Below are 24,652 nucleotides of genomic sequence, written 5' to 3'. Positions count from 1 at the left end.
TCTCCTCCCCTCGTTGTTCCCGCTCCCCTGCGTTGCCCCGTGCTGCCATAAGACCGAACGGCAATAGGAGGGCGGCCGGTCCGAATCGTCTGGAGACCCCGAAGCCATGAGCAAGACCCGAATCGGCGCTGCTTCCGCCCTGGTCGCCGCAGCGGCCCTGACTCTCACGGCCTGCGGCTCGGGCGACCCGTCGGCCACGGGCGAGGACGCCGGACCGGCTGCCGCGACCGCCGGGATCCCCACCACGGACGTGGTGTCGGCCGTCCGCGAGAACCGGGCGGCTGCCGCCCTGTTGCCCGCGGACGTGCGGAAGCAAGGCACGCTCACGATGGCCACCGCCGTCGGCGGCACCCCACCGGGCACCACCTATCTGCCGGACGGAAGGACCGTCGTCGGGCAGGACATCGACTTCGCCGGAGCGGTGGCGAAGACACTCGGGCTGAAGGTCAGACGGGAGGCCGCGAGTTTCGAGACGATTCTCCCGGCGCTGGACAGCGGAAAATACGATCTGGGCGTCGGGAATTTCGGCGTCACGGACGAGCGGCGCAAGGTCATCGACTTCGTCACCTACATCAACGACGGCCAGGGTTTCGCCGTGCGCAAGGACAGCAAGCTGGGAAAGGTAACCGATCTGACCCAGCTGTGCGGTCTGAATGTGGCGACAGGTGCGGGCACGACGTTCGAGGCGACGCTGGAGAAGGAGAGAAAGCGTTGCGGGGCCGCGGGAAAGAAGGACTACAAGGTCCAGACGTACGCGGACCCGGCCGCGATCTGGATCTCGCTCCAGCAGGGCCGCAGCGATGTGGTGATGTCGACGATCAACGGACTGCGCTTCGCGGTGAATCAGCAGCAGGGGCTGAAGTTCCTCAATGAATTCCACCGTCTCGACGTGGGATTCGCCTTCAGGAAGGGCACCGCGCTGGCGCCCGCGTTCCGGGCCGCGGTGAATCAGCTCATCAAGAACGGCACGTACGCACGCATCCTGAAGAAGTGGGGCACGGTTCCGTCCGGGATCAAGGAGTCGAGGATCTCCCCGCCGGAACTCACGTAGCGCGTCACGGGATCAGCGCGGATCACCGACCGGGAATCGGTGCGGCGGTCAGCAGCCGTCGCAGGGGCAACAGCAGTCGCACCCGTCGCAGCCGTCGCAGCAGCACCCGTCGCAGTTGCAGTCACATCCGCCGCAGTCACAGTCGCAGTTGTTGCACCAGCCCTCGCGCTTCTTGCCCGACCAGGGGCCCTCGAACTCGGAGGCACAGCAGGCCCGACAGGTGCAGCAGAGTCCGACGGCCAGGGCGCAGCCCGCGAGGAAGCTGCGTGGACGACGGCCGTCATGGCTGTCGCGGTACCCGTCGCGCTCGTCGGGCTCCGGGGGATGGGGGTCGAATCCGGGCGGCGGCGGCCCGAACGGCCCCGGCGCCTGATGCGCGCACGTGGCACCGAACGCCCGGTCCACCGAGCGCCTCAGTTCATGGGCGAGCAGGACGTGCGCCAGCTTGTCGTCCGTGAACTCGGCGTCCCGCAGCGCCAGGCGTATCCCGTGCAACGCGTCGTCGCACAGCCTGCGGGCCTCGGCCCGCGGGGTACCGGTGGCGGCGAGCGGGTTCCAGGCACCCGACACCGCGTCAGCTTCCTTGTCCTCCACGGCGTCCAGGAGATGGGCCAGCCGCCCGAAGAGCCTGCCCGCCTCGGCGAGCGGCGCCATGTTCTGCGGGCGGCCCGCGAGTACGGCGGTGTGCGCGAAGGCCGCCGCGGTGGCCGTCTCGGTCGGCTCGGTGACGGTGAGCAGCGGGGTGCCGGGGCCGGCCAGCGCCTCGATCCCGGCCTGCCGGTCCACGGAGTCGACCAGGAGCGCGGTGTCGAAGCCCAGCTCGGCGCCGGTGCGTGCGCCGGCGCGGTCCCAGCGCGCGGCGACCCGGCGGGCCGCAGCGGCCACCGGCCTGCGCGCCAACAGCCCGTCCCGGTCGGCGACGTGGTCCCGTACCTTCGCCGAGGCCAGCACCAGGGAGACGGCAGCCGCGAGCCGGGCTCCCTCACCACGGGCCACGGGCGCGGTACGCATCCCACGCAGCGGGCAGGGACCCGCGGTACGGCGCCCCGCGGCGGAACGGCCGGCCTGAGCCTCCGTCAGGACCGAGACGATCAGGCCGTCGTAGTTGGTGGCGATCCGGGCGAACTGCCCGTGGTCGCCCCGCAGCGCCAGACAGAGGCCGCAGAGATGGGCCGTCCACTCGGCCCTGAGCCCGTCGGAGAGACGGTGCGTGCAGGGCCTGACCATTCCGAACACCGTGCTCCCCCGAGCCTCGTCCGCCTGCCCGGTTCGATGGGGTCACCGGTGCCTCCGGCATCGTACCGAGGGGCCCGTTCACCCGTACGACCCCTCCATCACTCGTACGGCCCGAGGGGTCCTATTTTCATTCTGTCAGCAGTCGTACGTAGGAAGAACCCTGACGAATCACCATATCTTCTGCACCAGTACCGTCACGAATGCCCTACACGCCGACTATCCACTTGGCGCACCATCCGCATCATGGACGACCATAGGGATGCGGAACGCAGAAGAACCGCGGCGAAAGGAGGCGTCCATGGGATCGGTACGCAAGGCGAGTGCCTGGCTGGGGCTCGTCGAGGACAACGACGACGACCGCTACTACGACGACGAGTACGCAGAGGGAGCCGGATCCCCGGCCCCCGCCGAGGCATGGGTGACCGACCCGCGGGTCCGGGTGGCCTCCGAGGCGGCTCAGGAGAAGAGCCGCCGGATCGCCACCATCACCCCCGACAGCTTCCGGGACGCGCGCGGCATCGGTGAGATGTTCCGCGACGGTGTCCCGGTGATCGTCAACCTCACGTCCATGGAGCCCGCCGACGCCAAGCGCGTGGTCGACTTCGCCGCCGGACTGATCTTCGGGCTGCGCGGTTCGATCGACCGGGTGGCGACCCGGGTCTTCCTGTTGACGCCCGCCGATACGAAGATCGTCAGCGGGGAGGCCGCGGGCCGGTCCACCGAGGGCGGCTTCTTCAACCAGAGCTGAGCCGGAGGTGGCACCGGGCGCCGGGAGCCGCCCTCCGGGTGACGGAGCAGCTGCGGCCCCGCGGGGCGCTCGCCGGTGTGTCCGGCCTACCGGAACGCGTCGAGACCGGTGAGCGCCTTGCCCAGCACCAGTTGGTGCATCTCCACGGTGCCCTCGTAGGTGAGCACCGACTCCAGGTTGGTGGCGTGCCGCATCACGGGGTACTCCAGCGAGATCCCGTTGGCTCCGAGGACGGTGCGCGACGTGCGGCAGATCTCGATCGCCTCCCGCACGTTGTTGAGCTTCCCGAAGCTGACCTGCTCCGGACGGAGCTTCCCCGCGTCCAGCCGCCGCCCCAGGTGGTGCGCGAGCAGGATGCCCTTGTGCAGTTCCACCGCCATGTCGGCGAGCTTGGCCTGGGTGAGCTGGAAGCCGCCGATCGGCCTGCCGAACTGTTCCCGCGTCTTCGCGTAGTCGACGGCGGCCTCGAAGCTGGCGCGGGCGGCGCCCATCGCTCCCCAGACGATGCCGTAGCGGGCGTGGCTCAGACAGCTGAGCGGGCCCTTGAGGCCGGTGACCCCGGGAAGTACCGCGTCGGCCGGGAGCCGGACCTCGTCCATGACCAGTTCACTGGTGACCGAGGCGCGCAGCGACCACTTGTGCTTGATCTCGGGGGCGGAGAAGCCCGCGGCGTCCGTGGGGACGACGAAGCCGCGGATGCCCTCGTCGGTCTGCGCCCAGACGACGGCCACCCCCGAGACCGAGCCGTTGGTGATCCACATCTTGCGGCCGGTGAGCACCCAGTCGTCGCCGCTCCGCCTGGCGTACGTCCGCATCCCGGCCGGATCGGACCCGTGATCGGGCTCGGTGAGCCCGAAACAGCCGATGATCTCGCCCGCCGCCATGCCGGGCAGCCACCGCTGCTTCTGGTCCTCGGAGCCGAAGCGGTGGATCGCGTACATGGCGAGCGATCCCTGCACGGACACCAGGGAGCGGATGCCGGAGTCGGCGGCCTCCAGTTCCAGGCAGGCGAGCCCGTACTGGACCGCGGTCGCACCCGCGCAGCCGTACCCCTCCAGGGACATGCCCAGCGCGCCGAGCGAACCCAGCTCACGGGCCAGCTCGCGGATGCCGGGCAGTTCGCCCTTCTCGTACCACTCGGCGATGTGCGGGAGCACCCGGTCGGCGGCCCAGGCGCGGACCGTGCCGCGGATCGCGAGGTCCTCTTCGCCGAGCAGGTCGTCCAGGCCGATGGGATCGGCGGGGTCGAAGGGCGGCAGCTTCGAAGATGTGGACATGAGAAGGCCTCCGGCGGCTCGCGCGGCAAAACTAGCAGTGGTAGTTACGGCGTCCGGTCGACGTTACGGCTCAGCGTCCGGCTCGTCCAGACCCGGCCACCTCGACCGGCGAGGGGCGCGCCGGAACCGGCGCGGAGGAATTCACCCGCTCCTCGGAGGGGCCCGGAAGCCCGGACTGCAGAGGAGGGACCTCGGCGGTCTCGCACACGGCCTCGCAGTCCATCACGCGCGGCAGCCGCAGCGCGGCCAGCGCGCCGAGCAACAACAGCCCCGCGCTGACCAGCAGGGTGACGTGCAGCCCGTGGACGAAGGCATCACGGGCGGCGTTGCGCAGAGCCTCCCCGGCGGGGCCGCCCAACTGCCGGGCCACCTGGTACGCCTCGCCCAGCGAGTTGGCGGCCTGGTCGCTGGCCGACGCGGGCACGCCCGGCACCGAGGAGAGCGCGGGCCCGTAGGCCGCGTTCATGACACTGCCGAGCAGCGCTATCCCCATGCCGGCACCCAGCTGGTACGAGGTCTCGCCGATCGCCGCCGCGCCGCCGGCCCGGTCCGCCGGCGCTTCGCTGAGCATGGACTCGTACGCCCCGAAGAGCGTGGCCTGGAGTCCGAACCCGAGCATGACGAAGGCGGCCGTCAGCAGCAGGGGATCGTCGTGGGTCCCCATCTTCACCAGGCAGAGCACCGCGACCGCGGTGAGCACGAAGCCGCAGCTGACCATCCGGCGCGGGCCGAAGCGGCGCAGGACGCAGGAGCCGGCGGCGCCGGCGGTTATCGCGGCGAAGGTGAGCGGCAGCAGCCGCAGGCCGGTCGCGAGGGGGCTGAGACCGAGGACCAGCTGGAGGTACTGGACCGCTATCAGCTCCAGGCCGACCAGGGCCAGCATGGCGACCACGATGCAGCCGACAGCCGTGCTGAAGGTGGGCCTGGAGAACATACGGATGTCGATGAGCGGATGCCTGCGACTCTGCTGCCGCCGTACGAACAGCACCAGCAGCACCGCTCCCACAGCCAGCGGAAGGAGCGTCCCGACACCGAACACGCCCTCCCCGGCGCCGATCCGCTTGACCCCGAAGACCACTCCGAGGACCCCGGCCGCGGCCATCAGCGCACCGAGCACGTCCCACGGGCCATCCGCGCTGCCTCTCGACTCGGGCAGCATCCACCGGGCGAGCGGCAGCAGGACCGCCATCAGCGGGAGGTTGATAAGGAAGACGGAGCCCCACCAGAAGTGCTCGACGAGGAAGCCGCCGAGCACCGGACCGATGGCGGCGCCCACCGCGGCCACCGCGGTCCAGACACCGATCGCGACAGCACGCTCACGGCGGTCGGGGAAGACCGCGCGGAGTATCGACAGCGTCGCGGGCATGATCATCGCCCCGCCGATGCCGAGCAGCGCACGGGCCCCGATGAGGATCTCCGGGGTGGCCGAGAACGCGGCGACGGCCGAGGCCGCGCCGAAGAGGCCGTATCCGATCAGCAGAATGCGTCGGCGCCCCACCCGGTCGCCCAGCGTGCCGAAGAGAATCAGCAGCGCGGCACAGACCAGCGGATAGGCGTCGACTATCCAGAGCAGTTGGACGGGGCCGGGGCGCATGTCCTCGGTGAGCGAAGGCACCGCCACGTGCAGGACGGTCGCGTCCAGTGCGACCAGCAGCAGACTGACGCAGAGAACGACAAGGACGACCCAGCGGTTGGCACCGCCCTGAACGGCGGTGCGCGGGCGCCTGCCGACCGTGGACGTCCCTGTCATGCACGTACCTCCCACAGTGTGTCCCTCGCGCTCGGTGGGCCTGCGGGGACGACTGTGGTCCTCGGGGTCCGGCTTCGACGGGCGAGTGAGCCGTCAGCGTACGCGAGACCTCGCCCGTGTCACGTGGCCCATCTCTCAACCCGGGACAGCCGGACCTGTGCCGTGCGCCACGTTCCGCGCCGACTCAATGATCTTGAGGAGGCGCCGCAGCGACCGGCGGCCGACCGGAATATACCGATCGCGTACCCGCATATCTCTTTACCAGAGAGCCAATAACACGAGCGTAAGGACCCTCTTGCATATAACGCGATCCGCGAGACGCTATTCGACATTGCGTTGGAATAAACGACTCCCTGAGACATAGTCCACATCACATCGTCATCACAAAGAGACCAGATCGGCCAGCCTTGTCGTTCACTCGCTGTAACGTCGATTGAGTGCGTACCGACCGAATCTTCGCCCGCCTGGACCGGGAGCCGGAACCGCCGAGGCTAGAGATCCCTCGGATGAGCCGGACCCGGGCGGCTCTGCTCGGCTCGACGCTGGCGTTCTATCTCGTCATCGTCTTCGCCGTGCTGTCCACGTCCTGGCTCGTGGAGCTGGACTGGCGGGTCATGCTGTTCCGGCCCTATCAGCAGTGGCCTCAGCTGCACGCGTTCCTGGACTACTTCGTGGTGCTCGGCCAGCGCGGCCCCACCGCGGTGATGGTCGCGGCCTGGCTGGGCTGGCGTTCCTGGCGTCAGCACACCCTGAGACCGCTCCTGACCCTGGGCGTCGCGCTGCTGCTGCTGAACATGACAGTGGGTGCGGTCAAGCTCGGCCTCGGCCGGCTCGGCCCGCACTACGCGACCCAGATCGGCTCGGCCGAGCTCTTTGCCGGCGGCGATATATTTCCTTCCGGACACACCGCCAACGCCGTCGTGACCTGGGGAATCCTCGCCTATCTGGCGACCACACCACTGGCCAGGCGCTGGCTCTCGGTCGCCTCGTCGGCGCTGGCCCTGGGTGTCGGCGCGACCACCGTCTATCTCGGTACGCACTGGCTGAGCGACGTTCTCCTCGGCTGGGCCGCCGGGCTGCTGGTCCTGCTGGCGCTCCCCTGGTTCGAGCCGCTGATCGGCCGTACCGAGGCCGTGGTGTTCGCGGTGCGCGAGAAGCTCCGTGCCGCCCGCCGCAGGAACGCCGCACGCACGCCCGTCCCGGTGGGCGTCACCCCTGCCCTCTTCCCCCCGGAGCACTCCCGGCCGTCCGGCGGCGGCGAGGACAGCCAGCTGGAGCCGGTGGGCTTCGCGGCACGCGCCACGGGGGCCACCAGGGTCGCCACGCACCCCACCTCGCTCCAGCGGGCGCACGGTCCGCGCTCGGATCGCACACCGGCCGCCCCGGCAGGCAGCCGTCGTCCGCCGCACGCCGACCGCGCCCCTCGCGGTACCGGCCAGGCACGGCCGGTACCGGGCGGTTCCAGCTAGGGGCAGCGGGACGGCACACCTCACCGCACAGCGCGGAGCCCCGGCCAGGAGTTCTCCCGGCCGGGGCTCCGCGCTGTCGGCCCTGCACGGGCACGTGCGCGTGCGCCGCACGCCGGCGTCAGCCCAGCCAGCAGCGGACGACCTTCCCGCCGTCGACCTCGAAGTTGAGCCGTCCCGACTGGAACTCCATGGTGATGACCGCGCCCGTCGGAAGCGCTCTGACCGTGGACCAGCCGCGCGCACGGGCCAGTTGTCCGGCGCGCTCGGCATCGAGGCCCAGGTAACTTTCCGGGGCGTCGTCGGGCTGTACGGGAGGGGTCGGAATGGGTGCCATGACACCCACCGTAGGCCCCTGGGCTGGGCGAAGGAAGGCCAGGAGCCCGCCGGTGCGGAGCAGTGTCCCGGCTCTCGTGCGTACCGCTCGTGTCACAGGATCACCACAGCCGTTCGGCCCCTTCGTCGTCACTCGAACGGGGTGTTACGCGCGGGTAGAACTGCAATTGCACAAACGATGAACTGCGGGCCAATTCGGCTGCCCGAATTCATCCGGACCAGCTCTCCGGGCCTGCTCCGAATTACCCGGCGAGTAACATCCGCATAAATCTGCGGAGCGTCGATAATTCACGGGTTCCCCACGAAATCCGCACGCTTGCACGCCGCATCACACAGCGATTCCCGTATGCGCAGGCCCCCGGACGGCGCCAGGGCCAGGGCCTCAGCCCTTCGCCCGCTCCAGCCGCACGCTCAGGTCGTTGTCGACCGTGTAGTACGGCGTCGCGCGAGCATCGGGCTCCTCGCTGTCGCCGCCGAGCGACGCGGCCGGATAGACGTGGACGGACTTGCGGTCGGCGATGTCGTCGAGGATCCGGCCGATGCGCACCGCCGTGCCCGCGGCGCGCGTGGCGTCCGGTGCGCCCGTGGGCAACAGCCACAGGTCCCACACCCGCGTCCCCTCGGTACCGTCCGCGGCCAGCGGACCGTACGGCAGTGTGCAGCGGAACCGGCCGTCCCCGCCGTCCGTCACGGGCTCCCGGTACGCCTGTCCTCGCGTCCCGCGCAGCCGCGCCTCGACGGTGGATTCCGGGCCGAGCTCCGCCCCGTACAGCCGTCCTTCGAGGGTCAACGCTCCCCCGCCCACGGTCAGGTCGCCCGCTTCGGCATGCGGTGAGCGGGTCCAGCTGCGGATGGCGAGCCGCCCGTCGGCCGTCCGGTACGGAAGGTGCGCGACGACCCCGGTGGCCTCGGGCTCCGGCGTACGGTCGACGAGCTTCCGCAGGTCCCTGAGCCCGGGTTCGGCCCGCTGTTCACCCGCCGGGCCGCCGTCGGTGAAGGCGTCCCAGCGGCCCTCGGCCAGCACCGCGTCCGCGCGCAGCACGGCGCGCAGCCGGTCCCCCGGCGCCGCCGTGAGCGCCAGAGCGACCCGGTCGTCCGCCTTGCGCCGCTTCAGTACGAGGGCGGTCGCCCCGGCCGCCGCGAGGTCGAACGTGAGCGTTCCGTCGGCGTCGGCCGTGCAGTCGACGCACGGCGGCGTTCCTGTGCCGGTCTCCGTCATGCGGCCCTCCTCCTGCGCACCGCACCGGCGATCCGGTGCCTCAGCGCGTACGCCCGGCTGTTGACTGTGCCGCGGGTACGGAGCAGTCCGTCACCCAGCGCGGTACGGGGTCGGTCTTCCCCGCGCCCGGTGGCCAGTTGGGTGAAGAGCGCCTCGTGCCGTCCGGCGATCTCGGCGGGATCGAAACGGGCCGAGCTGTTCCGCGCCGCGCGGCCCATGTCACGCCGCAGACCGTCGTTCTCGATCAGCCGGAGAAGCGCCGCGGCGATCGCGCCGGTGTCGCCGACGGGGACCAGCAGTCCGTCGACGCCGTCGTCGATGATCTCACGAGGGCCGTGCGGGCAGTCGGTGGAGACGACCGGCAGCCCCGAGCGCATCGCCTCGACGATGGACATGCCGAACGACTCCAGACGCGAAGTGACCGCGGCCACCGACCCCTTGACCCATTCGGCCTCGATGGGGTTGGCCGGGCCCATCAGGAACACATGGTTGTACAGGCCGAGTTCACCGATGAGGGCGCGCAGGGCGTCCTTCTCGTTGCCGCTGGAGTCACCGCTGCCGTAGATCCGCAGCCGCCAGTCCGGGCGGACCGCCACCACCTGGGCGAAGGCCCGGACCAACAGGTCGAACCGCTTGGTCTCGGTGAGCCGGCCGGCTGCCACCACCCAGCGGGCCGTGGAGTCGGCGACCGGCAGCCGGGGCTCGGGAACGCTGTTGGGGACGGCCTCGATCCGCAGACCGGGCAGACCCAGCTCGCGGTACGCGCGGGCGTCCGCCTCGGAGACCGTGGTGACGGCGTCCAGCAGGCCGTAGCGGTAGCGGATCTCGCGGCGCAGCAGTTCGTTGTGGCTGTCCAGCGTCAGATGTTCCTGGCCGATCCGGACCGGCCCCGGCCGGGCCTGACGGGCGATCTGCACGTTCAGCCCCGGCCGGGTACCGACGACGACATCGGCCTCCAGCGACTTCAGGAAGTCACCGATCCGGGTGTCGGTGAGACGGCTGTACTGCCGGTACCGGTGATCCCCGCGGGGGAACACGGTGGCTGGTCCGGCTCGGTCCGGATCGTCGGCGGCCGGGCCCCCGCTGTCCTTGCGCAGATCGACGAGATGCCTCATCCGCACACCGTCGGGCGCGCCCAGGGTCGGCCGGTCGAGATGGCGGAAGACCGAGACGATCTCGACGTCGTGCTGTTCGGCGAGCGTCCCGGCCAGCGTGAACGTGGTCCGGATCGTGCCGCCTATGCCGTAGGCGTTGTGGAGCATGAATGAAATGTGCATGTCGCGGTCGTCGTCCCCCGTACTCCCCTGTGCCACTTCTGTGACTGGACTGTACGGCGGCTGATCGCGGGGGCGCAGCACGGGGGTCGGATCAACGGGCCGTCCGGCCGGGCCGGTCCGGGACCCGGTTCGATTCCGTTCGCTTTTACGCGTGACCCCGGCCGCAGGTCGCCCGTTGTTCTCTTGTCGGCCGGGAACTTCCCGGCGCACGAACCGAGTTCGAGGAGCCACCCGTGCCGCGCATGCTCGACGTCAGCCAGGACGTACGTGCCGAGATCGGCGACGAAGAAGCCGATCTCCTGCTCGCCGGGGACAACGCCCCGGGCAGCTACGACTGCACCTCCTGCCGAACCCCCGGGGACTCCGAGCAGGAGCGCACCAGTACCGTGCTGTTCGTCGGCGACGAGACCGCCGTACTCGCCTTCGCGCACGCCACCTGCATCCCCTCGCAGGTCGTCAAGGTCTCCGAGACGCAGCTCCAGGGCGCCGTGCGGAGCATCACCGGCGAGGGCGCGGCGCCGCAGGTACAGCAGCCGGTCGCGGCCGCCCCGGAGCAGGCCGTGCTCGGCATCACCAGCGGTCTCGTGCTGATCGAGGGCGATCTGAGGCCCGCGCTCGTCGTCGAGCCGACCGCTCCGGTCGTCCGCCCCGGGTCCACCGGCACCGAGGACGGCTTCCTCCAGCTCCTCGTCGAGCAGGGGTTCCAGCCCGTGGGCGATCTGAACCGGCTGCCCGGCGCGCTGCCCGGCTGGTCCGTACTGCTCGCCATGGGCCAGCTGCACGCCATCCTGCAGCCGGGCGCCGGGGGCGGTGGCCCTGTCTCCTGGTGGCAGGCCCACCAGCCGCTCCATGTCACCGAAGGCTGGCGTACGGCGGCCAACAAGTCGCACACCGTGCTGGTGTACGCCGCACCGGTGGGCTCGATCGGTCACCAGGGGCGCGAGGACCTGCTGCGCGACGCTCTGGAGAGGGCGGCGATGCGGGGCGCGCTGGTGGCCGCCGCGCTCCCGCTGGCCGGCACCTGACAGGCCCTGCATGTCCGTAACCCCCGACCGATTCCGGTTTCGGGGGTTACGGACATATTCGTACGGAAAAAACCTTTACGTTCCGCCCGCATCCGACAGGCCGCCCGGTCGTTGGCACCTACGTGCACCCATACGAGCCGAGCCGCCAGCCGTACCCGATCCCCGCCATGCGTCCCTCGCAGGAACCGTCGAGGAACCGTTCGGCCACGCCGATCTACGACGCGCTGTACGCCGAGTACCGCAGATCCTTCCGAACGCTGCCCGGTGACCGCAACAACGAGGAGAACACCGGGTTCACCGCGTTCGGCACCGGCCTGCACAGCAACGGCCGCGGCGCCCACCGGCCGCAGGAGAGCAACGGGTTCTGGCAGCGGCAGCCCACCGGGGGCCATCTCCCGGCAGCGCTGCCGCCCGGCCCCCGCAGGGGCATCTAGGGCCTTTCCCGGCAGACTGCCGGGAAAGGCACCAGCTACTTCTGACTACTTCTTGCGGCCGCGCTTCTCGCGCACGCGCACCGAGATGTGGATCGGCGTGCCCTCGAAGCCGAACTCCTCGCGCAGCCGGCGCTCGATGAAGCGCCGGTAGCCCGCCTCCAGGAAGCCGGACGCGAAGAGGACGAACCGCGGCGGCATGGTCCCTGCCTGCGTCCCGAAGAGGATCCGCGGCTGCTTGCCGCCGCGGACCGGGTGCGGGTGGGCGGCCACGATCTCACCGAGGAAGGCGTTGAGCCGCCCGGTCGGGATCCTGGTCTCCCAGCCCTCGATGGCCGTCTCGATCGCCGGGACGAGCTTCTCCATGTGCCGGCCGGTGACCGCGGACACGTTCACCCGGGGCGCCCAGGCGATCTGGCCGAACTCGGTCTCGATCTCCCGCTCCAGGTAGTAGCGGCGCTCCTCGTCGAGGTTGTCCCACTTGTTGTACGCGATCACGAGCGCGCGTCCGGCCTCCACGGCCATCGTCACGATGCGCTGGTCCTGGACGCTGATGGACTCGGTCGAGTCGATCAGTACGACGGCGACCTCGGCCTTCTCCAGGGCGGCGGCGGTGCGCAGCGAGGCGTAGTAGTCCGCGCCTTCCTGGAGGTGCACCCGGCGGCGGATACCGGCCGTGTCGATGAACTTCCAGACGACTCCGCCGAGCTCGATCAGCTCGTCGACCGGGTCGCGGGTGGTGCCGGCCATCGCGTTGACGACCACACGGTCCTCTTTCGCGACCTTGTTGAGCAGCGAGGACTTGCCGACGTTCGGACGGCCGATGAGCGCGATCCGGCGCGGACCGCCGACCTTGGTGCCGAAGGTCTGGGCCGGGGCCTCGGGGAGCGCTTCGAGGACGGCGTCGAGCATGTCGCCGGTGCCGCGGCCGTGCAGCGAGGAGACGGGGTGCGGCTGGCCGAGGCCGAGCGACCAGAGCGTGCTGGCGTCCGCCTCGCCGCTCTGGCCGTCGACCTTGTTGGCGCAGAGCACGACGGGCTTGCCCGCCCGGCGCAGCAGCTTGACGACGGCCTCGTCGGTGTCGGTCGCGCCGACCGTCGAGTCGACGACGAAGACGACCGCGTCGGCGGTCTCGATCGCGTACTCGGCCTGCGCGGCGACCGAGGCGTCGAGGCCCAGGACGTCCTGCTCCCAGCCGCCGGTGTCGACGACCTTGAACCGGCGGCCCGCCCACTCCGCCTCGTAACTCACGCGGTCGCGGGTGACGCCCGGCTTGTCCTGGACGACGGCCTCACGGCGTCCGATGATGCGGTTCACCAGGGTCGACTTGCCGACATTCGGTCGGCCGACGACGGCGAGGACGGGCAGCGGGCCGTGCGAGGCCTCATCAAGGGCGTTCTCGACGTCTTCGACATCGAAGCCCTCTTCCGCGGCGAGCTCCATGAACTCCGCGTACTCGGCATCGCCGAGTGCTCCGTGGTCGTGCTGGTCGTTCATGAAGTCCGTTCCTCTGTGTTACGTCATCGATGGACCGCGGTTGCGCGGTCCACTACTCAAGTCTCGCTCAGCGCCCGGTGAGACGCCTGGCACTTTCCAGGTGGGCGGTCAGCCGCTCCTGGATCCTCACGGTGGCCTCGTCCAGCGCCTTGCGCGTGCGCCGTCCGCTCCCGTCGCCTGCCTCGAAGGCGTCGCCGAACACCACATCGACCCGGCTGCGCAGCGGCGGCAGGGCCGGCACCAGCCGCCCGCGGCGCTCGGTACTCCCGAGCACGGCGACCGGCACGATGGGTGCCCCGGAGCGCACCGCGAAGTACGCGAGCCCGGAGCGCAGCGAGGCGAAGTCACCCTCGCCCCTGGTGCCCTCGGGGAATATCCCGAGGACTCCCCCGTCGGCGAGCACCCCCAGGGCGTCCGTGACGGCTGCCCTGTCGGCGGTCGAACGGTCGACCTTCAGCTGCCCGATCCCGCGCAGGAACGGATCGAGGGGGCCGACGAACGCCTCCTTCTTGATCAGGAAGTGCACCGGCCGGGGCGCGGTCCCCATCAGCATGGGCCCGTCGATGTTGTGCGAGTGGTTCACGGCCAGGACGACCGGGCCGCTCGCGGGGACCCGCCAGGCGCCGAGGACGCGGGGCTTCCACAGCCCGTACATCAGGCCGATGCCGATGCCCCTGCCGACCGCGGCACCTCGGGGCGCGGGTGCCGTCACTTGGCGGCCTGCTTCTCCTCGATGAGGGTGACGACGCACTCGATGACCTGCTGAAGGGTCAGCTCGGTGGTGTCCACCTCGACCGCGTCGTCCGCCTTGGCCAGCGGCGAGGTCTTACGGCTGGAGTCGGCCGTGTCCCGCTTGATCAGGGCGTCCTTGGTGGCGGCCAGGTCGGTGGCCTCCTTGCCCTTGAGCTCCCCGCTGCGGCGGGCGGCACGGGCCTCCGGAGAGGCGGTCAGGAAGACCTTCAGGTCGGCGTCCGGCAGGACCGTGGTCCCTATGTCACGGCCCTCGACCACGATCCCCCGGCCGGCCGAGGCGGCGATGGCCCGCTGCAGTTCGGTGATCCGGGTCCGCACCTCGGGGACCGCGCTGACCGCGCTGACCTTGGCGGTGACCTCCTGCGTACGGATCGGACCCGAGGCGTCCGCGCCGTCGACCGTGATGGTCGGGGCCGACGGGTCGGTGCCCGAGACGATCGCGGGCTTGGCCGACGCGGTCGCCACGGCCACGGCGTCCTGGACGTCGACACCGTTGCTGATCATCCACCAGGTGATCGCCCGGTACTGGGCGCCGGTGTCCAGGTAGCTCAGGCCGAGCTTGGCCGCGACCGCCTTCGACGTGCTGGACTTGCCCGTGCCGGAGGGGCCGTCGATGGCGACAATCACTGCTGCCGGTGCGGTCCTGGCGGCGGTTTCCACGGTGGCGGGCACCTTCCTGCTTCACGGGGCGTATGTACGGGACGCCGGTGCGCCCCGGACAAGGTTACTGGCTGGGCCGACCACCCTGTTACGCCGTCCGCCCGGAGCCCGCCCCGCGCCCGGTCCGCTACTGGCGCAGCGACCAGCCCCGCTCGCGCAGCGACGCCGCCAGCGCGGGCGCCGCGCTCGGCTCCACCATGAGCTGCACCAGGCCGGCCTGCTGCCCCGTCGCGTGCTCGATCCGTACGTCCTCGATGTTGACCCCCGCCCGGCCGGCGTCCGCGAAGATCCGGGCCAGTTCGCCCGGCTGGTCGCTGATGAGGACGGCCACGATCTCGTACGAGGCCGGTGCGGCCCCGTGCTTTCCGGGTACCCGCACCCGTCCGGCATTGCCGCGCTTCAGTACGTCCTCGATGCCCGCCGCGCCGGTGTGCCGTTTCTCCTCGTCGGCGGACTGGAGCGCCCGCAGGGCCCGGACCGTCTCGTCGAGGTCGTCGGCGATCCCGGTCAGGACGTCCGCCACCGGCCCGGGGTTGGCCGAGAGGATCTCGATCCACATCCGCGGGTCGGAGGCGGCGATCCTGGTGACGTCCCTGATGCCCTGGCCGCACAGGCGTACGGCCGTCTCGTCGGCGTCCCGCAACCGGGCCGCGACCATGGACGAGATCAGCTGCGGGGTGTGCGAGACGAGCGCCACGGCCCGGTCGTGCGCGTCGGCGTCCATCACCACCGGCACCGCCCGGCAGAGCGCCACGAGCTCCAGCGCCAGGTTGAGCACCTCGGTCTCGGTGTCCCGGGTCGGGGTCAGCACCCAGGGGCGCCCCTCGAAGAGGTCCCCCGTCGCGGCCAGCGGGCCCGAACGCTCCTTGCCGGCCATCGGGTGCGTACCGATGTACGCGGCCAGGTCGCAGCCCATGGCCTCCAGCTCGCGGCGCGGCCCGCCCTTGACGCTGGCCACGTCGAGGTAGGCGCGGGCGACGCCGCCACGCATCGCGTCGGCCAGCGTGCTCGCCACATGTGCGGGCGGTACGGCGATGATCGCGAGGTCGGCCCGTCCTTCGAGCGGGTCGTCCGTGCCCGCGCCGAGCGCCGCCGCCGTCCGGGCCTGGCCCGCGTCGTGGTCGGCGAGGTGGACGGTGACACCCCGTCCGGCCAGGGCGAGCGCCGCGGAGGTGCCGACCAGGCCGGTTCCGATGACAAGGGCGGTTCTCACTGGGCGATGTCCTTGCGCAGGGCCCCGGCGGCGCCGAGGTAGACGTGGCTGATCCCGGTCCTCGGCAGGTCGCTCTCGATGTGCGCGAGTATCCGTACGACGCGCGGCATGGCTCCGGCGATGTCCAGTTCCTGGGCACAGATCAGCGGGACGTCGACGATGCCGAGTCCGCGCGCCGCCGCTGCCGGGAAGGCGCTGTGCAGATCGGGAGTGGCCGTGAACCAGATACTGATCAGGTCGTCGGCGGTGAGGCCGTTGCGCTCCAGAACTGCTGTGAGCAGCGCGCCGACCTGCTCCTCCAGATGCCCGGCCTCGTCCCGCTCCAGCTGGACCGCGCCCCGGACCGCTCGTACTGCCACGTCGTGCTCCTTGCTCCGTGCCTCTGCTCCGCCCGCTCCGTTCAGAGTAGTCAGCCGTACCGGACCCGGCTTCCGCGCCCGTCCACCGAGACGCGGGACGCCCGGCCGAAAAGATCCTGGGCGGCCGGGTCGTCCGGCGTACTCTCTCGCGCATGCAGCTGACCCCCGAGGCGCTGGTGCGCGACCACACCGTCTACGCCTGTGTGATGGGCTCGCGCGCCTTCGGTCTGGCCACCGACGCCAGCGATACGGACCGGCGCGGTGTCTTCCTCGCGCCGACCCCGCTGTTCTGGGGCTTCGACAAGCCTCCGACGCATGTGGAAGGTCCCGCGGACGAACAGTTCTCCTGGGAACTGGAGCGCTTCTGCGAGCTGGCCCTGCGCGCCGACCCCAATGCCCTGGAGTGTCTGCACTCCCCGCTCGTGGAGCAGGCCGACGCCACGGGCCGCGAACTGCTGGCGCTGCGCGGTGCGTTCCTCTCCCGCGGCGCCCACACCACCTTCACCCGGTACGCGCTGGGACAGCGCAGGAAGCTGGACGCCGATGTACGGCAGCTCGGCGCCCCGCGCGGAAAGCACGCCATGCACCTGCTCCGCCTCATGGCGTCCTGCCGTGATCTGCTGCGCACCGGCGAGCTGGTGATCGACGTGGGTGACGCGCGGGAGCCGCTGCTCGCGGTGAAGCGGGGCGAGGTGGCGTGGCCGGAGATCGAGCGGCGCATGACCCGGCTCGCCGCCGAGTGCGACGAGGCCGCCGCGCACACCCCGCTGCCGCCGGAACCGGACCGGGCGCGGGTCGAGGACTTCCTGTTCCGGGCCCGCCAGCGGTCAGCGCTCCGGCCGGGTCCGTACGACGGCCTCGCGGGTACGGGGCGTACCGGTCCCGCCTGACGGGGCCCGCCGCCACCGCGCCTCTGTTCAGGCGTCCCAGAGCGCGCCCAGCGCCAGCAGCTCGCTCCGGTACTCGATCCGCTCCGCCCATTCCGCGGGCCACGCGTCCGGACCCAGGTGGGCTCCGGCGAAGGCTCCCGCCAGACAGGCGATCGAGTCCGAGTCGCCCGCGGTGCAGGCGGCCCGCCGCAGTGCGAGGACCGGCTCGTCGGGGAAGAGCAGGAAGCAGAGCAGCCCGGTGGCGAGGGCTTCCTCCGCGATCCAGCCCTCGCCCGTGGCCAGGCAGGGGTCCGTCTCCGGCGAGGGCGTCCTGAGGGCGTCGACGAGCCGGTCGAGGGCGGCCAGGCAGTCGTCCCAGCCGCGCGCCATGAAGCGTTCGGGGGTCGCGTCCACAGTGGCGTAGGTCCACAGGTCACCGAGCCACTGCTCGTGGTAGCGGGTGCGGTTCTCGATGGCGTACGAACGCAGCTGCCCCACCAGGCCCGTCGGCTCGGCGCCCCGGGCCAGCAGGAACACGGCACGCGCCGTCAGATCGCTCGCGGCCAGCGCCGTCGGGTGGCCGTGGGTGAGCGCGGACTGCAACTGGGCGGCGCCCGCGCGCTCTTCCGCGCTCAGCCCGGGTACGAGGCCGATCGGCGCGACCCGCATGTTGGCCCCGCATCCCTTGGAGCCGATCCGGCTCGCCTGCTGCCAGGGCAGGTCGCTGTCCAGCAACTCGCAGGCCGTCAGGCACGTGTTGCCGGGTGCCCGGTTGTTCTCCGGCGAGTGGTACCAGGCCACGAACTCCTCGCGTACCGGCGGAGCCATCCGCGCCGCGGTCAGCGGCCCACCGTCCATCGCCTTCCGCAGCCCGCGCCCGAGCGCGAGCGTCATCTGGGTGTCGTCGGTGACGAACGCGGGCCGGGGCAGCTCCATCTCGCGCCACGGCCCGCACTTGGCGAGGATCGCGGGTACGTCGTTGAACTCGGTCGGGAAGCCGAGCGCGTCCCCGAGCGCGAGACCTGTCAGGGAGCCGGTCGCGGCCCGTTCGGTAGCAGTGCTCGTACGGCTCATGTCGGACCGTCCTTCCGGACGCGGCAGCAGTGGGTGGCGGCGGGTGCGGAGCGGTGGCAGGCGTACGGACCCATGCCCGCACCTCCGGACCGGCCTCCCTTAATCGTCACTCTGACTATAAAGGGGGAAGGTGCGGCACGACAAGCAAGAACCCGGCCCCCGCAAGAGCGGGGACCGGGTTCTCCGTTGCCGGATACGACTACGGCAGCAGTGCCTGACGGGCCTAGAGGCCGACTTCCTTCATCAGCATGCCGACCTCCGTGTTGGTGAGGCGGCGCAGCCAGCCGGACTTCTGGTCGCCCAGCGGGATCGGACCGAAGCTGACCCGTACGAGCTTCTCGACCGGGAACCCGGCCTCGGCCAGCATGCGGCGGACGATGTGCTTGCGGCCCTCGTGGAGGGTCACCTCGACCAGGTAGTTCTTGCCGGTGTTCTCGACGACCCGGAAGTGGTCGGCGCGGGCGTACCCGTCCTCCAGCTCGATGCCGTCCTTGAGGCGCTTGCCGAGGTCGCGCGGCAGGGGGCCCTGGATCGCGGCGAGGTAGGTCTTCTTGACGCCGTACCGGGGGTGGGTCAGCCGGTGGGCCAGCTCGCCGTGGTTGGTGAGCAGGATGATGCCCTCGGTCTCCGTGTCGAGACGGCCCACGTGGAACAGCCGCGTCTCGCGGTTGTTCACGTAGTCACCCAGGTTCTGGCGGCCGTCCGGGTCCTCCATCGAGGAGACGACACCGGCCGGCTTGTTCAGCGCGAAGAAGAGGTACGACTGGGTGGCGACCGTCAGGCCGTCCACCTTGATCTCGTCCTTCGGCAGGACCCGCCGGCCCTGCTCCATCACGATCTCGCCGTTGATCTCGACCCTGGCCTGGTCGATCAGCTCCTCGCAGGCACGCCGCGAGCCCATTCCGGCCCTGGCCAGTACCTTCTGCAGGCGCTCGCCCTCCTCCTCGGCGCCGGGGAAGGTCTTGGGGGTCTTCACCTGCGGCTTGTTGTGCCGTTCCCGGTTGCGCTCCTCGATCTTGGCGTCGAGCTCACGCGGACGGGAGGGCTCGCGCTGGCCGTGCGGGCCGCGGCGCGGGGCCGCCCCGCTCGTCGGGCTCTTCTTCGGTCCGCCCTTGGCACCACCGCGCGCGGCGGCCCCCCGGCTGCCGGACGTCTTGCCACCGGCCGCGGACGGACCGCGACCGCCGCCGCCACCGGCCCGGCCGCCGCCACCGCTGGGCCTGCGGCCCTGCTCGTCGGAGGAACTCGTGCCGACGTCGTAACGGCGCTCCTCGGGACGGGGCCGGCGCGGACGCTCCTCCTGCTTGTCGCCGCGCGCTCCGCCGGCACCCCCGGCCTTCGGACGGGGCGGCTTTCCGCCCGCACCCCGGTTGTCCCGGTTGCCGCTTCCGCTGTTCCTGCCGTTGCTTCGCATCAAAGTTCCGTCTTGTCGTCTGCGTCGGTGTCCGGACCGTACGGTGCATCCGGATCGAACGACGGCACACCTTCTTGTGTCTCGGCCTCGATCGCATCCGCCTCCGGAAGGAAGGGCGCGAGCTCCGGGAGCTCGTCCAGGCCTCGCAGGCCCATCCGCTCCAGAAAGTAGTTCGTCGTCCTGTACAGGATCGCACCTGTTTCGGGTTCCGCGCCCGCCTCCTCCACCAGACCGCGCTGGAGGAGGGTCCGCATGACCCCGTCACAGTTCACTCCGCGGACCGCGGAGACCCGTGAACGGCTCACCGGCTGCCGGTAGGCGACCACCGCGAGCGTCTCCAGGGCGGCCTGGGTGAGCCGGGCCTGCTGCCCGTCCAGAACGAAGCTCTCGACTGCTTCGGCGTACTCGGGCCGGGTGTAGAACCGCCAGCCGCCCGCGACCAGCCGCAGGTCGAACCCCCGCCCCTGGACCGTGTACTCGTCGGACAGTTCCCGCAGCGCGTCGGCGATCTCACGCCGGGGCCGGTCGAGCACCTTGGCCAGGTGTTCCTCGGTGGCCGGTTCGTCGACGACCATCAGGACCGCTTCGAGCGCGGGCTTGAGATCACTCACGCCTTCTCCTCGGCAACTTGCTCGGACGGGTCGGACTGGTCGAACTCGTCGGTGACCACGGGCTCCGCGCCGTCAGCGCCGGTCCAGCGCACCAGCAGCTCGCCGAGTGCCTCCTCCTGGTCCAGCGCGACCGCCTTCTCGCGGTAGAGCTCCAGCAGGGCGAGGAAGCGGGCCACCACGGTGAGGGTGTCCGCCGCGTCCTCGGTGAGCGTGCGGAAACTCACGTCTCCGCCGGCCCGCAGCCGGGCGATCACGATCTCCGCCTGCTCCTGCACGGAGACCAGCGGCGCGTGGATGTGGTCCACGTAGATCTGTGGTGCGGCCCGCGGCTGCATCGCCTTCGCCGCGAGCCGGGCGAACCCCTCGGCACCGATGCTGATGACGACCTCGGGCAGCAGTTCGGCATGGTGCGGTTCCAGGCCCACGGTCCGCGGATACCGCCTGCCCTCCGCTTCCAGCCGCTCACTGAAGATGTCCGCGATCTGCTTGTACGCGCGGTACTGGAGCAGCCGCGCGAAGAGCAGGTCGCGCGCCTCCAGCAGCGCCAGGTCGGCCTCGTCCTCGATCTCGGCCGCGGGCAGCAGCCGCGCCGCCTTGAGGTCGAGCAGGGTGGCGGCGACCACCAGGAACTCCGTGGTCTGGTCCAGGTCCCATGCGGCGCCCATGGCCCGGATGTGTGCCATGAACTCGTCGGTGACCTTGGACAGGGCGATCTCGGTGACGTCCAGCTTGTGCTTGGAGATCAGCTGGAGCAGCAGGTCGAAGGGCCCCTCGAAATTCGCCAGCCGGACCCGGAACCGGCCGTCGTCGGGCTCGGCGGGGCCCTCCGGGGCGGGGGCGGGCACAGGTTCGTGCGAGGCAGGTACGGGCGGAGCCGGTTCGGGCGGAACGGGCGGAGCCGGGGCCGGTTCCGTGGTTCGGGGCGGTTCGTTCGCGCTGCCGTGAGGTGGCGGCGCGGGCCGTGTCTCCGGCTCGGGCGCCCCCGCACTCCCGGCCCCGGTACCCGGCCCGCGGCCCAGGGCGCGGCGGCGCGGCTGGGCGGAGTCGTCGGTGGGCATCGCGGTCCAGGGTACGGAAGTGCGGGCGCGGGAAGGCTACCGGCGCGCAGCCGTTCAGCGTCCGCGCAGCCGCCGTACGAGAATGCTCGCGTCGCCGCGGGACTCCAGGTCCGCGAGCACGACGGCGACCGCCTCCCGGACGATGCGCCCGCGGTCCACGGCGAGGCCGTGTTCCCCGCGCAGCACCAGCCGTGCGTGTTCCAGATCCATCAGTTCCTCGGCCGAGACGTAGACCGTGATCTTCTCGTCGTGCCGCTCCCGCCCGGTGGGGCGCCGGTTGGCTCCCCTGCCGCCGCCCCGGCGGCGCTGCTGGGCCGCCGGCGCGACGGGCGCGCTCATCGGGCGCACCTCCTGCGGTCTGCGGCTGGTCGCCGCCTCCGCTTCGGCCGTACGGCTGCGGGGCTCCGCCGGTTCCGCCACGGCGGTGGCGTGCTCCGCCGCCGCGGGCTCGGTCCGTTCGGCGGCGGAAGCGGCTGAATCGCTCTCGCCCGCCGGACCCGGCACCCGGGGCTCGCCGTTGACCGGCCGCCGGGGGGACGACGACTGAAGCGCCATCCCTCCGGTCGTACGGAACAGTTCGTCGGCCCCCGGCAGACTCACTCGGCGTGACACCGGGCGAGCACCTCCCTGGCGAGCTGACGGTAAGCGGCGGCGCCGACCGAGTTGGAGGCGTACGTCGTGATGGGCTCACCGGCGACCGTGGTCTCCGGGAAGCGCACCGTCCGTCCGATCACTGTGTGGTACACGTGGTTGTCGAAGGCTTCGACGACGCGCGCGAGCACCTCACGGCTGTGCACCGTTCGGGAGTCGTACATCGTGGCGAGGATCCCGTCGAGTTCCAGCTCCGGGTTGAGCCGTTCCTGGACCTTCTCGATGGTCTCGGTCAGCAGCGCGACGCCACGCAGCGCGAAGAACTCGCACTCCAGCGGCACGATCACCTTGTGAGCGGCCGTCAGCGCGTTCACGGTCAGCAGACCGAGTGACGGCTGGCAGTCGATCACGATGTAGTCGTAGTCCTGCATCAGCGGCTTGAGCGCCCGCTGGAGCGTGGACTCACGGGCCACCTCGCTGACGAGCTGCACCTCGGCGGCCGACAGGTCGATGTTGCTCGGCAGCAGGTCCATGTTGGGCACTGCGGTCTTGAGCAGGACCTCGTCCGCCGCCATGCCCCGCTCCATGAGCAGGTTGTAGACGGTGAGGTCGAGCTCCATCGGGTTCACGCCGAGACCGACGGACAGCGCGCCCTGCGGGTCGAAGTCGACCAGCAGCACCCTTCGTCCGTACTCGGCGAGAGCGGCGCCCAGATTGATGGTCGACGTGGTCTTGCCCACGCCGCCCTTCTGGTTGCACATCGCGATGATCTTGGCGGGACCGTGGTCGGTCAGCGGTCCCGGGATCGGGAAGTACGGCAGCGGCCGTCCGGTCGGGCCGATCCGCTCGCGGCGCTGGCGGGCAGCGTCGGGGGCGAGCGTGGCCGCGTACTCCGGGTCGGGCTCGTACTCGGCGTCGGGGTCGTAGAAGTGACCCTCGGGTACCTCGTTGTAGACGGCGAGATGGGTGGTCGTATCGCCACTCCGGTCGCCGGCCCTGGCGTTCACGTGTTGGCCGTCCATACTCTGGTGGGCTGTCGTCATGTGCTGGTGGGTCTGGTGGCTCGCGAAGGCGCGGACAGCGACGGAGCCGACAGCCTCGCGCCCCGCTGGGCCATGGCCCCGAACAGGCATTCCTGGCTGACCACCCCCGGGAGTAAATGTCGACTCATTCACAAGTCGTCTTACCTCCTTGGACGTGACCAGGAAACTTTATCGATAGGTCAGCGTGGCACCATGCCGACGGTTGGCGACTCTATGGCGTGTCACCGCTCCGCAGCAACACAATCCGCCGGACCCGGCCCGATGTGTCGGCAACCCAACACCCCGATGTCAAGGGCGCACAGGGATCACTCGGGAAGTTTCGAGGGTGTACGAAACGGCTAAAGGGTTACGTTCAAGGCTAGTTGAACGAGGCACACAAAGGGGGCGGACGCACGTCCGGCCGGACCTTCGCGGGCAAGGTCCGGCCGGTTGCGTGAGATTGACGACGCGTGTTGACGCGTCAGCCGAGCAGCGTGCTCAGTTCGGTGTGCGGAAGGCCGAGCGCCTCGGCCACCGAGGCGTAAACGACCTGCCCGTCATGCGTGTTGAGCCCCAGCGCGAGCGCGGAGTCCCGGCGCAGCGCGTCGGCCCAGCCACGGTTCGCCAGCTCCACGATGTACGGCAGCGTGGCGTTGGTCAGGGCATAAGTCGACGTACGCGGCACTGCACCCGGCATATTCGCCACACAGTAGAACACCGAATCGTGGACCTGGAAGGTCGGGTCGGCGTGCGTGGTCGGATGCGAGTCCTCGAAGCAGCCACCCTGATCAATCGCAATGTCGACAAGTACACTTCCGGGCTTCATCTTGGCGACGAGCTCGTTCGTGACGAGCTTCGGAGCCTTGGCGCCGGGGATCAGGACCGCGCCGATGACGAGGTCCGCCGCGACGACCGCCTTCTCCAGCTCGAAGGCGTTGGAGACGATCGTCTGCACCTTGGTGCCGAAGATCTTGTCCGCCTCGCGGAGCTTGTTGATGTCCTTGTCGAGCAGCGTGACGTGGAAGCCCATGCCGATGGCGATCTGCGTGGCGTTCCAGCCGGAGACGCCGCCGCCGATGACGACCGCCTCGCCCGCAGCCGTACCGGGAACACCGCCGGGCAGCACACCGCGACCGCCCGCCGAACGCATCAGGTGGTAGGCGCCGACCTGCGGGGCGAGCCGGCCCGCGACCTCGGACATCGGGGCCAGCAGCGGCAGCTGACGGCCGGCGGTCTCGACCGTCTCGTACGCGATCGCCGTGGTGCCCGACTCCAGCAGGGCGTCCGTGCACTCACGGGAGGCGGCGAGGTGCAGGTACGTGAAGAGCGTCTGGTCCTTGCGGAGGCGGTGGTACTCCTCGGCGATCGGCTCCTTGACCTTCAGCAGCAGATCAGCGGTGGCCCAGACCTCGTCGGCGGTGGGGAGGATCTGCGCCCCGGCCGCCACGTACTCCTCGTCCGTGATGGCCGAGCCGACTCCGGCGCTCTCCTCGATGACCACCTGATGACCGTGCCGCACCAACTCGTGCACACCGGCGGGGGTGATGGCCACCCGGAACTCGTTGTTCTTGACCTCGCGGGGGATGCCGACCTTCACGTCGATCACGGTCCTTGAATCAGGGGGGATATCTCTGGCGATGCCATACATATCCGGACATGCACAGCACAGCTGGAGGCACCACGGATACACGCGACGAAACCAGTTTAATGAAGGG

Annotated in this window: 24 protein-coding genes; 6 read left to right on the top strand and 18 right to left on the bottom strand. The window is 70.7% G+C overall.

Translation table 11 applies throughout. The features are described from left to right. The first annotated feature begins 106 nt into the window (after positions 1–106). Entirely contained in the window at positions 107–1,051 is a 945-nt protein-coding gene (locus NBY69_RS22975; protein ID WP_250303186.1) for an ABC transporter substrate-binding protein, read from the top strand. Between the two features lie 48 nt (positions 1,052–1,099). On the opposite strand, the gene NBY69_RS22970 is transcribed toward NBY69_RS22975, so the two are convergent. Continuing rightward, positions 1,100–2,287, bottom strand: a complete 1,188-nt coding sequence (locus NBY69_RS22970; protein ID WP_250303185.1) for a DUF5685 family protein — start codon at positions 2,285–2,287, stop codon at positions 1,100–1,102. Positions 2,288–2,585: 298 nt separating this feature from the next. Between NBY69_RS22970 and NBY69_RS22965 the strand changes: the two genes are divergently transcribed. Next, positions 2,586–3,035 carry a cell division protein SepF gene (locus tag NBY69_RS22965; protein ID WP_250303184.1) on the top strand — a complete coding sequence of 150 codons (450 nt, stop codon included), beginning with the start codon at positions 2,586–2,588 and terminating at the stop codon, positions 3,033–3,035. Positions 3,036–3,121: 86 nt separating this feature from the next. Here NBY69_RS22965 and NBY69_RS22960 read toward each other — a convergent pair whose 3' ends face one another. Together NBY69_RS22960 and NBY69_RS22955 are read right to left on the bottom strand one after the other, a co-directional pair. Next, positions 3,122–4,312 carry an acyl-CoA dehydrogenase family protein gene (locus NBY69_RS22960; protein WP_250303183.1) on the bottom strand — a complete coding sequence of 397 codons (1,191 nt, stop codon included), beginning with the start codon at positions 4,310–4,312 and terminating at the stop codon, positions 3,122–3,124. Positions 4,313–4,382: 70 nt separating this feature from the next. Beyond that, positions 4,383–6,062, bottom strand: coding sequence for an MFS transporter (locus NBY69_RS22955; RefSeq protein ID WP_250303182.1), 1,680 nt, complete (start codon positions 6,060–6,062; stop codon positions 4,383–4,385). A 437-nt stretch (positions 6,063–6,499) separates the two neighbouring features. Between NBY69_RS22955 and NBY69_RS22950 the strand changes: the two genes are divergently transcribed. Continuing rightward, positions 6,500–7,531 (top strand): phosphatase PAP2 family protein, encoded by a 1,032-nt coding sequence (locus NBY69_RS22950; RefSeq protein ID WP_250303181.1) that lies wholly within the window; start codon positions 6,500–6,502, stop codon positions 7,529–7,531. Between the two features lie 118 nt (positions 7,532–7,649). Here NBY69_RS22950 and NBY69_RS22945 read toward each other — a convergent pair whose 3' ends face one another. The 3 genes from NBY69_RS22945 to NBY69_RS22935 form a co-directional block, all read right to left on the bottom strand. Further along, positions 7,650–7,865, bottom strand: coding sequence for an I78 family peptidase inhibitor (locus NBY69_RS22945; protein WP_250303180.1), 216 nt, complete (start codon positions 7,863–7,865; stop codon positions 7,650–7,652). Positions 7,866–8,246: 381 nt separating this feature from the next. After that, the gene (locus tag NBY69_RS22940; RefSeq protein ID WP_250303179.1) at positions 8,247–9,083 is read right to left on the bottom strand and encodes a transferase; all 837 of its coding nucleotides are present in this window, start codon (positions 9,081–9,083) and stop codon (positions 8,247–8,249) included. Further along, a complete protein-coding gene (locus NBY69_RS22935; protein WP_250303178.1) occupies positions 9,080–10,360 on the bottom strand; it encodes a glycosyltransferase family 4 protein in 1,281 nt (426 codons plus the stop codon). The genes NBY69_RS22940 and NBY69_RS22935 overlap by 4 nt, the downstream gene beginning before the upstream one ends. A gap of 233 nt (positions 10,361–10,593) precedes the next feature. Here NBY69_RS22935 and NBY69_RS22930 point away from each other — a divergent pair, with 233 nt between their 5' ends. Further along, positions 10,594–11,385 carry a hypothetical protein gene (locus tag NBY69_RS22930; RefSeq protein ID WP_250303177.1) on the top strand — a complete coding sequence of 264 codons (792 nt, stop codon included), beginning with the start codon at positions 10,594–10,596 and terminating at the stop codon, positions 11,383–11,385. A 167-nt stretch (positions 11,386–11,552) separates the two neighbouring features. Next, entirely contained in the window at positions 11,553–11,819 is a 267-nt protein-coding gene (locus NBY69_RS22925; protein ID WP_308409499.1) for a hypothetical protein, read from the top strand. Between the two features lie 45 nt (positions 11,820–11,864). On the opposite strand, the gene der is transcribed toward NBY69_RS22925, so the two are convergent. The 5 genes from der to aroH form a co-directional block, all read right to left on the bottom strand. Beyond that, entirely contained in the window at positions 11,865–13,313 is a 1,449-nt protein-coding gene (gene der, locus NBY69_RS22920; RefSeq protein ID WP_250303175.1) for a ribosome biogenesis GTPase Der, read from the bottom strand. Between the two features lie 67 nt (positions 13,314–13,380). Next, a complete protein-coding gene (locus NBY69_RS22915) occupies positions 13,381–13,968 on the bottom strand; it encodes a 1-acyl-sn-glycerol-3-phosphate acyltransferase (RefSeq protein WP_250303626.1) in 588 nt (195 codons plus the stop codon). Between the two features lie 53 nt (positions 13,969–14,021). Continuing rightward, complete coding sequence (gene cmk, locus NBY69_RS22910) at positions 14,022–14,738, bottom strand: (d)CMP kinase (RefSeq protein WP_250303174.1); 717 nt, start codon at positions 14,736–14,738, stop codon at positions 14,022–14,024. A 115-nt stretch (positions 14,739–14,853) separates the two neighbouring features. Then, complete coding sequence (locus NBY69_RS22905; RefSeq protein ID WP_250303173.1) at positions 14,854–15,939, bottom strand: prephenate dehydrogenase; 1,086 nt, start codon at positions 15,937–15,939, stop codon at positions 14,854–14,856. Next, positions 15,936–16,298 (bottom strand): chorismate mutase, encoded by a 363-nt coding sequence (gene aroH, locus NBY69_RS22900; RefSeq protein WP_250303172.1) that lies wholly within the window; start codon positions 16,296–16,298, stop codon positions 15,936–15,938. The genes NBY69_RS22905 and aroH overlap by 4 nt, the downstream gene beginning before the upstream one ends. Positions 16,299–16,450: 152 nt before the next feature. On the opposite strand from aroH, the gene NBY69_RS22895 reads away from it, so the two are divergent. Then, the gene (locus NBY69_RS22895; RefSeq protein WP_250303171.1) at positions 16,451–17,188 is read left to right on the top strand and encodes a DNA polymerase beta superfamily protein; all 738 of its coding nucleotides are present in this window, start codon (positions 16,451–16,453) and stop codon (positions 17,186–17,188) included. A 27-nt stretch (positions 17,189–17,215) separates the two neighbouring features. Here NBY69_RS22895 and NBY69_RS22890 read toward each other — a convergent pair whose 3' ends face one another. The 7 genes from NBY69_RS22890 to ald all read right to left on the bottom strand — a co-directional run bounded on the left by NBY69_RS22890 (position 17,216) and on the right by ald (position 24,534). Next, positions 17,216–18,241, bottom strand: coding sequence for an ADP-ribosylglycohydrolase family protein (locus NBY69_RS22890; RefSeq protein ID WP_250303170.1), 1,026 nt, complete (start codon positions 18,239–18,241; stop codon positions 17,216–17,218). 223 nt (positions 18,242–18,464) lie between these two features. Beyond that, positions 18,465–19,655, bottom strand: coding sequence for a pseudouridine synthase (locus NBY69_RS22885; RefSeq protein WP_250303169.1), 1,191 nt, complete (start codon positions 19,653–19,655; stop codon positions 18,465–18,467). Next, complete coding sequence (gene scpB / locus NBY69_RS22880) at positions 19,655–20,230, bottom strand: SMC-Scp complex subunit ScpB (RefSeq protein ID WP_250303625.1); 576 nt, start codon at positions 20,228–20,230, stop codon at positions 19,655–19,657. Before scpB ends, NBY69_RS22885 begins: the two co-directional genes overlap by 1 nt. A 32-nt stretch (positions 20,231–20,262) precedes the next feature. Continuing rightward, entirely contained in the window at positions 20,263–21,324 is a 1,062-nt protein-coding gene (locus NBY69_RS22875) for a ScpA family protein (RefSeq protein WP_250303168.1), read from the bottom strand. 54 nt (positions 21,325–21,378) lie between these two features. Continuing rightward, on the bottom strand, positions 21,379–21,924 hold the full coding sequence (locus NBY69_RS22870; protein ID WP_250303624.1) for a hypothetical protein: 546 nt from the start codon (positions 21,922–21,924) through the stop codon (positions 21,379–21,381). Continuing rightward, a complete protein-coding gene (locus NBY69_RS22865; protein WP_250303167.1) occupies positions 21,921–23,048 on the bottom strand; it encodes a ParA family protein in 1,128 nt (375 codons plus the stop codon). The genes NBY69_RS22870 and NBY69_RS22865 overlap by 4 nt, the downstream gene beginning before the upstream one ends. A gap of 370 nt (positions 23,049–23,418) precedes the next feature. Continuing rightward, positions 23,419–24,534, bottom strand: coding sequence for an alanine dehydrogenase (ald, locus tag NBY69_RS22860; RefSeq protein WP_250303623.1), 1,116 nt, complete (start codon positions 24,532–24,534; stop codon positions 23,419–23,421). Positions 24,535–24,652 lie beyond the last annotated feature (118 nt).

It is taken from the genome of Streptomyces sp. A 4/2 (genome assembly GCF_940670765.1).
GTDB lineage: Bacteria > Actinomycetota > Actinomycetes > Streptomycetales > Streptomycetaceae > Streptomyces.
Note: the sequence above shows the minus strand (reverse complement) of the source record. Positions and strands in the feature narration are given on the sequence as shown.

What these genes read in the sequence shown, in the direction of transcription:
- scpB (WP_250303625.1), bottom strand. Translation starts at nt 20,230, where the DNA reads ATGGTCGTCGACGAACCGGCCACCGAGGAACACCTGGCCAAGGTGCTC.
- NBY69_RS22965 (WP_250303184.1), top strand. Translation starts at nt 2,586, where the DNA reads ATGGGATCGGTACGCAAGGCGAGTGCCTGGCTGGGGCTCGTCGAGGAC.
- NBY69_RS22890 (WP_250303170.1), bottom strand. Translation starts at nt 18,241, where the DNA reads ATGAGCCGTACGAGCACTGCTACCGAACGGGCCGCGACCGGCTCCCTG.
- NBY69_RS22940 (WP_250303179.1), bottom strand. Translation starts at nt 9,083, where the DNA reads ATGACGGAGACCGGCACAGGAACGCCGCCGTGCGTCGACTGCACGGCC.
- der (WP_250303175.1), bottom strand. Translation starts at nt 13,313, where the DNA reads ATGAACGACCAGCACGACCACGGAGCACTCGGCGATGCCGAGTACGCG.
- NBY69_RS22875 (WP_250303168.1), bottom strand. Translation starts at nt 21,324, where the DNA reads ATGCCCACCGACGACTCCGCCCAGCCGCGCCGCCGCGCCCTGGGCCGC.
- NBY69_RS22925 (WP_308409499.1), top strand. Translation starts at nt 11,553, where the DNA reads ATGCGTCCCTCGCAGGAACCGTCGAGGAACCGTTCGGCCACGCCGATC.
- NBY69_RS22885 (WP_250303169.1), bottom strand. Translation starts at nt 19,655, where the DNA reads ATGCGAAGCAACGGCAGGAACAGCGGAAGCGGCAACCGGGACAACCGG.
- NBY69_RS22945 (WP_250303180.1), bottom strand. Translation starts at nt 7,865, where the DNA reads ATGGCACCCATTCCGACCCCTCCCGTACAGCCCGACGACGCCCCGGAA.
- NBY69_RS22955 (WP_250303182.1), bottom strand. Translation starts at nt 6,062, where the DNA reads ATGACAGGGACGTCCACGGTCGGCAGGCGCCCGCGCACCGCCGTTCAG.
- NBY69_RS22975 (WP_250303186.1), top strand. Translation starts at nt 107, where the DNA reads ATGAGCAAGACCCGAATCGGCGCTGCTTCCGCCCTGGTCGCCGCAGCG.
- NBY69_RS22935 (WP_250303178.1), bottom strand. Translation starts at nt 10,360, where the DNA reads ATGCACATTTCATTCATGCTCCACAACGCCTACGGCATAGGCGGCACG.
- NBY69_RS22960 (WP_250303183.1), bottom strand. Translation starts at nt 4,312, where the DNA reads ATGTCCACATCTTCGAAGCTGCCGCCCTTCGACCCCGCCGATCCCATC.
- NBY69_RS22915 (WP_250303626.1), bottom strand. Translation starts at nt 13,968, where the DNA reads ATGTACGGGCTGTGGAAGCCCCGCGTCCTCGGCGCCTGGCGGGTCCCC.
- NBY69_RS22865 (WP_250303167.1), bottom strand. Translation starts at nt 23,048, where the DNA reads ATGCCTGTTCGGGGCCATGGCCCAGCGGGGCGCGAGGCTGTCGGCTCC.
- NBY69_RS22895 (WP_250303171.1), top strand. Translation starts at nt 16,451, where the DNA reads ATGCAGCTGACCCCCGAGGCGCTGGTGCGCGACCACACCGTCTACGCC.